The organism is Weissella soli (genome assembly GCF_001761545.1).
GTDB lineage: Bacteria > Bacillota > Bacilli > Lactobacillales > Lactobacillaceae > Weissella > Weissella soli.
The window spans coordinates 1,419,757-1,432,281 of record NZ_CP017326.1 but is presented as its reverse complement, the minus strand read 5'-3'; the positions used below and the strand labels follow the sequence as shown (position 1 = coordinate 1,432,281).

13 protein-coding genes and 1 other RNA gene are annotated in these 12,525 nt (G+C 43.2%); 13 read left to right on the top strand and 1 reads right to left on the bottom strand.

The annotated features are described in order from the left end of the window. Window positions 1–144: 144 nt before the first annotated feature. From WSWS_RS06930 to WSWS_RS08210, 12 genes are all read left to right on the top strand, one after another. Entirely contained in the window at window positions 145–558 is a 414-nt protein-coding gene (locus tag WSWS_RS06930) for a helix-turn-helix domain-containing protein (protein ID WP_070230583.1), read from the top strand. 181 nt (window positions 559–739) lie between these two features. Further along, window positions 740–2,542 carry a M3 family oligoendopeptidase gene (locus WSWS_RS06925; protein ID WP_070230582.1) on the top strand — a complete coding sequence of 601 codons (1,803 nt, stop codon included), beginning with the start codon at window positions 740–742 and terminating at the stop codon, window positions 2,540–2,542. Between the two features lie 140 nt (window positions 2,543–2,682). Continuing rightward, entirely contained in the window at window positions 2,683–3,648 is a 966-nt protein-coding gene (locus tag WSWS_RS06920) for an alpha/beta hydrolase (RefSeq protein ID WP_070230581.1), read from the top strand. A gap of 173 nt (window positions 3,649–3,821) precedes the next feature. After that, window positions 3,822–4,442, top strand: coding sequence for a class I SAM-dependent methyltransferase (locus WSWS_RS06915; RefSeq protein WP_070230580.1), 621 nt, complete (start codon window positions 3,822–3,824; stop codon window positions 4,440–4,442). Beyond that, window positions 4,429–4,938: a tRNA adenosine(34) deaminase TadA gene (gene tadA / locus WSWS_RS06910; protein ID WP_070230843.1), complete on the top strand. Its 510-nt coding sequence runs from the start codon at window positions 4,429–4,431 to the stop codon at window positions 4,936–4,938. Before WSWS_RS06915 ends, tadA begins: the two co-directional genes overlap by 14 nt. Window positions 4,939–5,151: 213 nt before the next feature. Beyond that, window positions 5,152–6,621 (top strand): peptide MFS transporter, encoded by a 1,470-nt coding sequence (locus WSWS_RS06905; RefSeq protein ID WP_070230579.1) that lies wholly within the window; start codon window positions 5,152–5,154, stop codon window positions 6,619–6,621. A gap of 107 nt (window positions 6,622–6,728) precedes the next feature. Beyond that, an RNA gene (gene ffs, locus WSWS_RS06900) (signal recognition particle sRNA small type) lies at window positions 6,729–6,824 on the top strand. A gap of 145 nt (window positions 6,825–6,969) precedes the next feature. After that, window positions 6,970–8,700, top strand: coding sequence for a DNA polymerase III subunit gamma/tau (gene dnaX / locus WSWS_RS06895; protein WP_070230578.1), 1,731 nt, complete (start codon window positions 6,970–6,972; stop codon window positions 8,698–8,700). A 13-nt stretch (window positions 8,701–8,713) separates the two neighbouring features. Next, entirely contained in the window at window positions 8,714–9,022 is a 309-nt protein-coding gene (locus WSWS_RS06890; protein WP_070230577.1) for a YbaB/EbfC family nucleoid-associated protein, read from the top strand. Between the two features lie 45 nt (window positions 9,023–9,067). Further along, window positions 9,068–9,667, top strand: a complete 600-nt coding sequence (recR, locus tag WSWS_RS06885) for a recombination mediator RecR (RefSeq protein ID WP_070230576.1) — start codon at window positions 9,068–9,070, stop codon at window positions 9,665–9,667. Next, window positions 9,667–9,924 (top strand): YaaL family protein, encoded by a 258-nt coding sequence (locus WSWS_RS06880; protein ID WP_114981414.1) that lies wholly within the window; start codon window positions 9,667–9,669, stop codon window positions 9,922–9,924. Before recR ends, WSWS_RS06880 begins: the two co-directional genes overlap by 1 nt. Before the next feature lie 98 nt (window positions 9,925–10,022). Continuing rightward, window positions 10,023–10,160: a hypothetical protein gene (locus WSWS_RS08210; protein ID WP_164699457.1), complete on the top strand. Its 138-nt coding sequence runs from the start codon at window positions 10,023–10,025 to the stop codon at window positions 10,158–10,160. Between the two features lie 77 nt (window positions 10,161–10,237). On the opposite strand, the gene WSWS_RS08205 is transcribed toward WSWS_RS08210, so the two are convergent. Next, entirely contained in the window at window positions 10,238–10,408 is a 171-nt protein-coding gene (locus WSWS_RS08205) for a hypothetical protein (RefSeq protein WP_164699455.1), read from the bottom strand. Between the two features lie 195 nt (window positions 10,409–10,603). Between WSWS_RS08205 and WSWS_RS06875 the strand changes: the two genes are divergently transcribed. Beyond that, window positions 10,604–12,493, top strand: a complete 1,890-nt coding sequence (locus WSWS_RS06875) for a M13-type metalloendopeptidase (RefSeq protein WP_070230574.1) — start codon at window positions 10,604–10,606, stop codon at window positions 12,491–12,493. The last annotated feature ends 32 nt before the right edge of the window (window positions 12,494–12,525 follow it).

Here is a 12,525-nt window from a genome sequence, read left to right as displayed (position 1 = left end):
CATGGTTAAGTTAACTTGTGTGCACGGGTGCATGCTGGGTTTAAAAGTTGTCCACATGTACCTGTGGAAAAACCAAATAAATTAAGGTATCATAGTAGGTGCTGAGTATTGATAAGCAATAAAATATAGAAAGGAGACGAAACTATGTTCCCAGAACGTTTACGTCAATTGCGTAAAGGACATAATATTACCATGGACACCTTGGCTGCTGAGTTGAATCGACAGCTCGAACCAGGGCAGAAGCCAAACACAGCTGCTCAAATTGGTAATTGGGAACGTGGCGATCGCTCACCTTCTTATATTGAAGTACAGAAATTGGCGGACTATTTTGATGTCACCATGGATTTTCTAGTTGGTCGCGTCAGCGTTGAAAAGACGGATTTGTCTTTGCTGTTCTTGTCGGGAAAAGAAATTGATTTTAATGGTTCACCTCTAACTGACCAAGATCGTTATAATATCTTTCAATCAATTAACGAGTACTTCCAAAATAAAAATCGTAGTCATAGCTTTATTCAAGATGATGATATTAAAATCAACCATCAAGAAGAACTGTTTTAAAGGTCAACAGCAGATTATGAGTCAATGAATAAAATAGCTCGCCAAGCAGAGATGCCTTGGCGAGCTATTTTTGACTAATAGTGATTGAAAATGCATCATTATTAGACTGATTGCGGGACGTTTATCAGACAGGGTATAGTATGATATACTAATTAGAACAAAATGAGAAAAGAGTGTAGACATGACGTATTCACTAAATTGGAATCTTGATAGTATCTATCCCGGTGGCATTGAGTCACCAGAATTAGCAGCAAAGTTGGATTTATTAGTTACACAAATTGCCGATTTTGCGACTGCAGTGGCGGCATATGAAAAAGATGCACCAGTGTATCGTGGTCTGGTAAAGTTAGTGAATGACGCCCAGGTAATTGACGCAGGCTTGCGTACGGCCGGTCTGTTTGTTAATGCGTTGTACGCGGCAGACTTCACTAATGGCGTGTATCGGCCATATCTGTCACGGATCGAGCAATTATTTGTGGACTTTCAAGCGCCTGCGGATGTGTTTGCAAAGAAGTTAGTGACATTTACTGATGAAGAATTTGAAGAAGCCTTGAAAGTTCCTGAATTAGCCGTGGTCGCCTTTACTTTACGGGAAAATCGACAAGCTGCAGAACGTTTGTTAGACGATACGACTGAGAGTCTATTGAATAACTTGCGCTTAGATGGATTGAAAGGGTGGTCAGCACATTACGATACGATCGCCGGTAGTTTGACGATGCCATTCACTAATGAAAAGGGTGAAGTTAAAGAAATTTCAGCGGGGCAAGCCCTCAATAATTTAGATGGTTATCCCGATGCTCAGGTGCGGGCGGAGTTGATGGCTGGTTACGAAAAGATGTGGGGTGGGGCCGACAAGTTGACGGCAGATACCCTAAATCATTTAGCCGGGGCTCGTCTGACTGAGCAAGCAGCGCATGGGTACAAAGATCACTTGGAACAACCATTAGAAATCAACCATATGTCACGTGAAACGTTAGATACCATGTGGTCAGTTGTTGATGCGAATAAGGAAATGTTCAAGCCCTATTTTGAGCGTAAAGCACAACTATTAGGACTTGATGGTATTGGTTGGCAAGACCAAGTTGCCCCTATTACCAGTTTAGGTGATTATGAACCAGCTGAATTAACTTACGATGATGCGGCTAAATTTATTATCGAAAACTTTGGTAAGTACTCACCTAAGATGGCTGCTTTTGCCAAAAGTGCTTTTGAAAAGCAATGGATTGAGGCAGAAGATCGACCTGGTAAGCAACCAGGTGGCTGGATGGAATCAGTCCCTGATGTCAAAGAATCACGTATTTTCTTGACGTTTACGGGTTCTGTGAACGATGCCGCTACGGTGGCCCATGAATTGGGGCACGGCTTCCACACATCAGTTTTGCAGGATTTGCCACAATGGCGTGACCAGTATGCAATGAATGTGGCGGAGACAGCATCAACATTTGCTGAAATGCTGATTGCTGATGCGAATGTCCAAGCTGCTAAATCAGATGCTGAAAAGGTCGTATTGTTGGATGCTAAAATGACCAATCCCATCGCCATGTTTTTAAACATTCATGCGCGCTTTGAGTTTGAGGATGCCTTTTACAAGGAACGTAAGCAAGGGTATGTCCCAGCTGAACGTTTGAATGAGTTGATGGATGCGGCACAAAAGGATGCTTTCGCGGATATCTTAACGGTTCGGCACCCCCACTTCTGGTCATCAAAATTACATTTCTATATTGATGATGTGCCATTCTACAATTTCCCATACACATTTGGTTATTTATTCTCAACGAGTATCTATGCCTGGGCGCAAACACAAGATAACTTTGAAGAGGCGTATATTGCTTTGTTGCGTGACACAGCTAATATGACGACTGAGGAGTTGGCCCTTAAGCATTTGGGTGCTGATCTGACCAAGCCAGACTTCTGGCAAGCCGCTGCGGATTTGGTGAAGCAAGATATTGATGAGTTCTTAACTTTGTCGGCGCAATTTGTATAATTCATCGGGTTTGGTGAAGCAGGGTTGTCATAATTGGCAAGTCTGCTTTTTTAATAAGCTTGTCAAAGGTGTTCAATCCACCAGATTCTTTGTTACAATATTCCTTGCACTTATTTTTATTCAATTTACGAGGAGTATGTATGATGAAGCGAAAACAACCGTGGTCACGGGCACGGAAAATATGGACTAGTTTGACAGCCATCATTCTTGTTTTAGCGGTCCTAACGGCTGGTGTTGGTTATTATTTCTTTACGGTGGCGGTCGTTCGGTCGGATAAGTCGTTTATCACGGGACGGGCGATTTCTAAGGGCAAGCCACTCTATGTGGAGCAACAAGCGTTTTTGACTGCCTCAAAAACGACTTGGCATTTAACCGCACAGGATGGCACAAAACTAGTGGGTAACTATTGGAAGGCTGATAAACCAACTACCAAGACCGTGTTAGTGGTGCATGGTTTTGGTGTTGACCACGTTGCGATGGCACCGTATGGGACGTTATTCCATAAAATGGGCTACAATGTATTGTTGCCTGATAATCGGGCGGCTGGTAAATCAGGTGGCAAGTATATCGGTTATGGCTACCTCGAAGCTAAGGATATGCGGCAATGGATTCAGAAAATTATTAAGCATAATGGTCAGCAATCTGAAATTGTGGTGATGGGCGCTTCATTGGGTGGTGCGACAACGATGACCCTTTCTGGTATGAACACACCAACTCAAGTGAAAGCGTTTATTGAGGATGCGGGGTACTCTTCAACCTATGCGGAACTCTTTCATGAAGCCCAGGACATGTATCATTTGCCTTATCTAGTCGCATGGCCATTAATCCATGTGGTTTCAATATATGCCAAGATTTTGGCAGGCTATAGCATTGGCCAGGCCACACCAACTGATTATTTGGCTAAGAATCATAAACCAATGTTATTCATTCATGGTGGTAACGATACATTTGTGCCAACCGCATTTTTGAATCAAAATTACAATGCTACTAAGGGAATTCGGGAAAAATATAAGGTTCCAGGAGCAGCGCATGTGCAGTCATATGCCACAAACCCAACCAAGTACCAAGCTAAAGTAGCAAAGTTTTTAGCGAAATACTTTAAATAATCAACGCACCATGCCCATCGTTTCCAGAAATGATGGGCATTTATTTTCAGTACAGCCATTGATCGAGACCATTAAAAGGGGGGCATGAGCGGGTATTTTGGCTGGAAATAAACGCGATCAAGGTTTGTCTGGTACAATTAATGCATTAGAACAATTAAGTGAGATGAAACTATATGGCTGAAGAGCACTACTATACACAAACGCCGACAACGGCGCATGACGAACATACTTGGTCGTTTCCGTTATTTGATCGTACATTCACGTTCACCACTGATGCGGGTGTTTTTTCAAAGCAAACAGTTGATTTTGGAACACGCGTGATGTTGGAAGCTTTTAATCAAGATATTCCGATGGGCAAAATTTTAGATTTAGGTGCAGGCTATGGTCCAGTTGCGATTAGTTTAGCCACGCAGATGCCCGATCGTGAATTTGATGCTGCTGAAATTAATGAACGTGCTTTGGCATTGGTGTTAAAGAACGCAGCGAAAAATGGCGTCGGTGCCCGAGTGGAGGGTATCCAAACAGACCGATATCAAAATATTCAGGATAAGTACGCTGCTATTTTGACGAATCCACCAGTTCGTGCAGGTAAGCAGATTGTGACCGATATGATTGCTGGTGCGGTGGATCATTTGGTAGCGGGGGGAACTTTGACAGTTGTTTTGCAAAAGAAACAAGGCGCACCATCCGCTAAGAAATTAATGGAAGAAACCTTTGGTAACGTGGCAGTGATTGCAAAGAATAAAGGTTATTATATTTTGGAGAGTGTCTATGACGGCAATGCTAACGCCTGAGCAAATTGATCATTTTATGGGTGAAGCCATCATGGAAGCCCACAAAGCTGAGGCTCTTGGTGAAGTGCCAATTGGCGCAGTGGTGGTTGTTGATGGTCAAATCATTGCGCGCGGCTTTAACTTACGTGAACGACTCGAAGATCCGAGTCAACATGCCGAGTATCAGGCCATTGTTGAAGCAAGCCGGGTACTGCATTCATGGCGCTTGCCAGATGCGCAGGTGTTCGTGACGTTAGAACCGTGCATCATGTGTGCCGGCCTTATCCAACAAACCCGTATCACAGATGTCTACTACGGGGCCGAAGATCCGAAAGCTGGTGGGGTTCATTCGATGTATCACTTACTAGAGGATGAGAGATTGAATCATCAAGTCCAGGTCCACCAGGGTGTGCGCGCGGCCGAAACCAGTGAAATGCTGACTAATTTTTTTCGTAAAATTCGGGCGCAGCAAAAAGCGGCTAAGCGTGCCCGTAAGGCTATAAAACACGAACAATAATACGAACTGTGGTTAACAACGCAGTTCTTTTTTTGTTTATGAGAAAAATTAGGATACATGATACAGTTGTATTCACATTCAAACCTTGCTAAACTTGAATGGTTGGTTTTTTGGCCTGACAAAATTTATGAGTCAGTTCATCAAACTTTGTCTTATTTTTAATTAATAGAGCAGAAATTTCATAGAACGCTCTAGTATATAGGAGATGAACTCATGCAAGAGAAAAAAACGGGTATTTTTGGATTCCCAAAGGGCTATCCAACAGTCTTAGGGACTGAATTTGCCGAACGCTTCTCATACTATGGTATGAAAGCTATTTTGCTTTACTACATGGTGGCTACTGTTGGTAAGGGCGGTCTTGGGTTTGATAACACGACAGCCGTAGCCGTAGTTTCAATGTATGGTGCATTGATCTACATGTCAGCCGTGATCGGTGGTTGGTTAGCTGATCGTATTTTTGGAACTGGAAAAATTATCATCATTGGTGGTTTCTTCATTCTAGCTGGTCACGTGGTTTTGGCATTGCCAATTGGGGCCAGTGCCTTATTCGTATCACTGGCTTTGTTGATTTTGGGAACCGGGATGTTGAAGCCCAATGTTTCAACTTTCGTTGGCCAATCTTTGGATAATGAAAAAGATTACGACTACGTCTTCAGTTTCTTCTATGTGGCCATTAACGTGGCTTCATTTATCTCACCATTCATGGTTGGTTATCTACAAAATCATTATGGTTACCACTACGGCTTTGGATTAGCAGCCATTGTGATGGGAATTGGTTTGTTTGTCTTTATGATAGGACGAGCTACTTCATTGAAGCATGTTAAGACACCTGCACCAAATCCAATTAAGCCAGAAGAACGCGGTCGTGTGATTGGTGCAATTGTCGCTGGGCTGGTTGTTGTAGCAGCTTTCTTTGGGATTACTGCGAATATCAAGTCAGGTTCATTTGCGCTCTTTAACAATGGTCAATTTAACTCAGCTTTGATGGCTAATGTTGTTGCCTTCTTAGCTATCGCCATTTCAGTCGCGTACTTTGTTCGGATTTCAGGTTCAAAGTTAGTTACTAAGGTTGAACGGCGCAAGGTTTTAGCCTTTATTCCAATTTGGTTGGCGGGTGTCTCAATGTGGGCTGTTCAAGAAGGTGCCGGTTCAGTTGGTGCATCCTTCATCGAAAAGGCCAACTTGCATGTCGGATTCTTTGATTTGCAAAAGGTTTGGTTGCAATCTGTTAACCCATTTGTGGTGATGATTTTGACCACTATCATGGGCCTTATCTATAAGAAGTATGAGGATAAGTTACCAAACTTGTTCTCACGTTATGCGCTGGGGTTGTTAATTGTGGCCGCATCATACTTCCTGTTGATGCCAGCAGCAGCTCAAGGTCATGGCTTCTCTGCCATGTGGGTCTTTGGATCAGTTGCTTTGACAGCCGTTGGTGAAGTCTTGATTTCACCAGTGACTTATGGTGTGACAAACCGTTTGGCACCCAAGTCATTTGAATCACAAATGATGTCATTGTGGTTGTTGTCAAACTCAGTTGCCCAATCAATTAATGCGGTTACGGCGCCTTTGTTTATCTCAAACGCCAACCTATACTTCATGATTTTTGCAATTATTCCAATGATTTTTGCGGTTATTTTGTTCATCTTCCGTAAGCCATTGTTGAATTTGGTTGAAAATTAAATTAGTTATATGATAGACGTCACTGTATTTATACAGTGGCGTTTATTTTTATTTTGATAGTGTCCGCGCTTAGTGAATGACTTGAAATATGGTCGATTGTTTGTTATTATATTTTACGAGGCAAGTGTGTGCTTCGAACCGTGTCAGGGTCGGAAGGCAGCAGCACTAAGGAGATTTCGCATTGTGCCTTACTTTGAATATAACTGCCGACAATCGTTGCGACGATTGTCGGTTTTTCTTATCTCATTAATTAAATATAGGGTTAATTCTGGTAAGATAGAGATAATGTATCTGATGTCGATCATCATTGACGTGATCTGAAGAAATTAGGGAAAGGGGGATGAGTGAATGGCTTATCAAGCATTGTATCGTACCTGGCGGCCACAGAAATTTAGTGACATGATTGGTCAAGGAGTGGTCACCAAGACATTACGGAATGCCATTATGACTGGGCAGACATCGCATGCCTATTTATTTACTGGGCCCCGGGGGACCGGTAAAACATCGGCAGCCAAGATTTTTGCTAAAGCGGTCAATTGTTTAAATCCAATTGATGGTGAACCGGATGGTGTGTGTGCACTTTGCCAAGCGGCTGATGATGGCACGCTGGGGGATGTGATTGAACTGGACGCGGCCTCAAACAACGGGGTAGATGAAATCCGTCAAATTCGAGAGGATGTGAATTACGCACCGACGCAAGCTAAGTTTAAAGTCTACATCATTGATGAGGTGCATATGTTGTCGACGGGCGCATTCAATGCCTTATTAAAGACTTTGGAAGAGCCACCAGCCAATGTGATTTTCATCTTAGCAACAACGGAACCCCAAAAAATTCCAGCGACGATCATTTCACGTACGCAACGCTTCGATTTTAAGCGGATTGATGCACAGGCAGCCTATGAGCGCATGGTTTACATTCTTGGCGAACGCAGTAATACCTTTGATGACGCGGCGATACGGGTGATTGCTAACGCGGCTGACGGTGGTATGCGTGACGCACTGAGTATCCTTGACCAGGCTTTATCATTTGGTAGTGGGCATGTGAGCTTAGAAAATGCCCTACTGGTTACTGGATCAGTTACGCAAACTATTTTGGGCGAGTATGTGGCCGCCGTGGTAGCTGAGGACACCCAGGCCGCTTTGGTGAAGTTATCCGAAGTCTTGTCAGAGGGTAAGGATGCTGGGCGTTTTGTAGAAGACCTGATTAGTTATGCGCGTGATTTGTTATTGAGTTCAGAGGCGCCAGAATTAATTTCATTGGTACCTGACGAAACGTTTAAACAATTAGCTGCTGAGCAACCAGCGACGACATGGTATCGGATGATTGATACTTTAAATGAAACACAACAGCAATTGCGTTTTACCAGCCGACCAAGTATTTATTTGGAAGTCTTAACGGTGAAGTTAAGTCAGCCACAAGTTCAAACAACGGTTCAAGCAGTTGTAACACCCCAGCCACAGGTGAACCAGCCTGTGCCAGCTACGACTACACCGGTGTCGACTGATGCGCCGACTGTCACCCCTGAACCAGCGCCGGTTGCCAGCGAGGCTGTCACCGCAAACAAAGCAATTCGTAAGGCACCCAAGCCCCTTGAGAATAAGACGGCTGTTTTTGAGGTATTGAATGAAGCGACCAAGGGTGATTTAGAACGCGTGAATACCGTGTGGGCTGATGTGGTCAACCAATTATCGGGGGTTGAAAAGGGGCAGATGAATACAGCAAAACCAATCGCTGCCTCACCTACTGGACTAGTTATTGGTTTTGATTTCGATATTTTTCGTGTGCAAGTCATGAATAACGCAACGCTCATTAATTTATTAACTGAGCAAATTCGTACTTACTCTAACGCTTCAGCAGAACGCCAATTAGTATTAATCAATAATGAAAATTGGCCTACGATTCGGGCAGAGTATGTTAAACAGCGTCAGCAAATGGCAACACAACCGGCTACACCAACCAGTCAGACGGGGGCAATCGATAATGAGCCACTTGAATCACCTGTTGTTGTCGAACAAGATGCCAGTACGCAAAAGGCGTTGGCCTTATTTGGAGACATTGTTAAAGTCGTAAAAGATTAATGGAGGATGCAGTATGTTTGGTGGCAATAATATGCAACAAATGATGAAGCAAGTACAAAAAATCCAAAAGGAAATGGAAACTGAGCAAGAAAAGATTGAGGCAACTGACTATATTGGAAGTGCGCCACAAGATTTAGTTCGGGCAACGGTTGCCGGTGATCGTTCTTTGAAAGATCTTCAAATCAAACCAGAAATCGTCGATCCAGATGATGTTGAGAATTTACAAGACATGATTATCATTGCGGTGAATGAGGCCTTGAAGCAAGTTGATGACGATACGAAGCAACGCCTTGGTAAGTATACTGGGCAATTGGGCTTATAATTAGCACTTGTTTAAGGCAAGTAGCCTATCCTTATAGGAGGAAATATGCAATATCCAGAACCGATTGCAAAGCTAATTGATAGTTATACCAAATTACCGGGGATTGGGTTAAAAACCGCCACGCGTTTAGCGTTTCATACGATTGATATGGATGAGGACGACGTGACCAGCTTCGCCCAATCACTTGTCTCAGCCAAACGTGATTTACGCTTTTGTAGTATTTGTGGTAATTTAACTGAGACTGATCCATGCGTCATCTGTGCTGATGTCACGCGGGATCAAACCACCGTTTTGGTAGTTGAAGAAGTCAAAGATTTAATGGCGATTGAAAACACTGGTGAATACCATGGTTTATATCATGTATTACACGGGGTGTTATCACCGCTAGCCGGTAAGGGGCCTGACGATATTAATATCGAATCATTGGTGATGCGTTTGCAAAAAAATGAAGCGATTGCTGAAGTGATTGTTGGGACGAATGCAAACGCTGAAGGTGAAGCGACAGCGATGTATTTGAGTCGTCTGTTAAAGCCGGCGGGACTAGATGTTTCACGACTGGCAACAGGGCTAGCGGTTGGTAGTGACATCGATTATGCTGATGAAATTACCCTGATTAAATCAGTAGAAGGAAGGACCAAGTTATAATGTTTGGAATGTTTCGTCGACCAAAATTAGACCGTAGTGAATATGACCGGCGCTTGGTTTTTGCAATTGATGATATGAAATATGATTTTCAAAAAGCTAAAAATTCAGAAGAGGCCCTGTTTGAGAGTGATATTAATCCGCGCCTAATCAAAGCCCAAACAGCTTTAGCCAAGCAAAAGTATTTCTTTTTACTGCGCGCTGCTCGTGAACGCAAAATGAACGGACAATGGCAAACAGCATTTGTCCGGCCGGAATAAGTGTTAAACCGTAAGATTTTATGCTGCAATGTTTGACTTACTACTCGGACATAGGTATACTGTATTGGTTATCGATAACAAAAATGGAGGTAAGTAACATGGCACTTCGTAAGCCACACAACTCATGGGCTGGAGCTCGTCCAGTTAACCATGATGCAAGCAAGACGACACGTCAAGCCAAGACTGCTAACATTGCTCAATGGGCAAAGGGTTATGCAGAGTTGGAAGCTAAGTAATTAGCTGACACCATACATAAAAAGGTCAATTTCGTAGATATACGAAATTGACCTTTTTTGTATTTAGTCAAGCTGAACTAGTCAAGCAAATCAGAAAGCTTGTCCTTAACGTCATCCAAATCAACGTTGTCCAATACTTCGGCCTTGTCACCTAACAAATCTGAAGCAGTTTCCTTAACCGTGTCTGGGTCAACGCGCTCAAGCGTCTCACCAGCCAGATCTTTAATGTTTTCAAATTCAAATGGCATAAGCGATTCCTCCAATTGGTCTAATATCGGCATACTATCCTATATCCTCAATCTTACAATAAAGTTGATTAATAAAAAACAAATTTATCTTCATATTATTGGATGAAATATTGGGTGAAATTTGCTGGGTTGTCCGGGGACTAAATAGTGATACAATATAAGCATTAAAATTTAATGAAAAAGAGGCCCGCATGAATGACTCGAGTACAAGATGATTTTTATGATGCAATCAATGGCGAGTGGGAAAAAACAGCTGTGATTCCAGATGATAAGACACGCACGGGTGGTTTTTCAGACTTAGCAGATGATATCGAGGCGTTGATGCTAGATACAACAGCGCAGTGGCAACGAGGTGAAGCAGTACCACAGGATGAATTGTTGCAACAATTCATTGCTTATCATAAGCAAACAGCAGATTATGATAAGCGTGAAGCGGTAGGTGTCGCGCCTGTTCTACCGATTATCGCTGAATATCAAGCATTGAATTCATTTGCCGAATTTACGCAAAAAATTGCCTCATTTGAGAAGATGGGCCGGCCGAATGCCTTTCCTTTTGGCGTGGCACCAGACTTTAAGGATGCACAAACAAATGTGTTGTGGGCGGATGCATTGGGCTTGATTTTGCCTGATACGACCTATTATGCCAAAGACAATGAGCAAGGCAAGGAATTACTGAGTAAGTGGCGTTCGGCGAAAGCAAAACTGTTAGCTGAATTTGGCTTTGCAGCTGACGAAATTGAAGATTTGCTAGATAAGACAATTGCCTATGATGCCCGCATCGCGAAGTATGTTTTATCTAATGAAGAGGGTTCTGAGTATGTCAAGTTGTACCACCCTTATGAATGGCATGAATTTACAAAGTTAACGCAGTTACCATTGACGGAAATCTTTGAGGAAATTTTAGGTGAAGAACCAGCATTGGTGATTGTACCTGAAGAGCGTTTCTGGCAACATGCTGATGAATTTTACTCTGAAGAAGCTTGGCCTTTGTTGAAGGCGACGTTGTTAGTTTCAGTAGCAAGCGCTTATACGGCCTACTTAACTGATGACATTCGCGTTTTGGCAGGTGAATATGGCCGGGCTTTGAGCGGGGTGCCAGAGGCTCAATCGCCCGAAAAAGCAGCCTATTATTTGGCAGAAAGCCCCTTTAGTCAAGCATTGGGTCTATGGTACGCCCACGAGAAGTTTTCGGCTGCGGCTAAAGCGGATGTTGAACAAAAAGTAGCGACGATGATTGATGTGTACAAGGCACGCTTGCAACAGGCTGATTGGTTACAAGCAACTACCCGCGCAAAGGCTGTTGTGAAGTTGGACGCCATCACGCCACATATTGGTTATCCAGAGAAATTGCCCGCATATTATTTCGATAAGAAAATTGATCCAGCATTGAGTTTATTTGAGAATGCACAAAAATTGCGGGAACTCAGTATCGCTCATAGTTGGTCAAAATGGAATCAACCGGTTGATCGTAGTGAATGGCACATGCCCGCCAACATGGTGAATGCTTACTATGATCCGCAACAAAATCAAATTGTTTTCCCGGCTGCTATTTTACAATATCCGTTCTACTCACTAGATCAATCTGCATCGGCTAATTACGGTGGCATCGGGGCGGTGATTGCGCATGAAATTTCACACGCTTTTGACACAAACGGTGCTTCATTTGATGAACATGGTAGTTTGAAGGACTGGTGGACTGCAGAAGACTATGCTGCCTTTAAACGGCGCACGCAAGCAGTGATTGACCAATTTGATGGTCTAGACTCATATGGCGCTAAGGTCAATGGAAAATTAACAGTGTCAGAGAACGTAGCTGATCTAGGTGGCCTGGCCGCCGCGCTGGAAGCAGCTAAGCGTGAGACTGATTTTTCAAGTAAAGAATTCTTTGAGAGTTGGGCAACTATCTGGCGTATGAAGGCGCGTGAAGACTTTATGAAGATGATGGCCAGTGTCGACGTGCATGGACCAGCTAAGTTACGGGTGAATGTGCAGGTTTCAAATTTCGATGATTTTATTGAAACCTTTGACGTTCATGAAGGTGATGGCATGTGGCGTGACGCTGCCGATCGTGTCTTGATTTGGTAACAAATAAAGCGACTTTCAATTTGAAAGTCGCT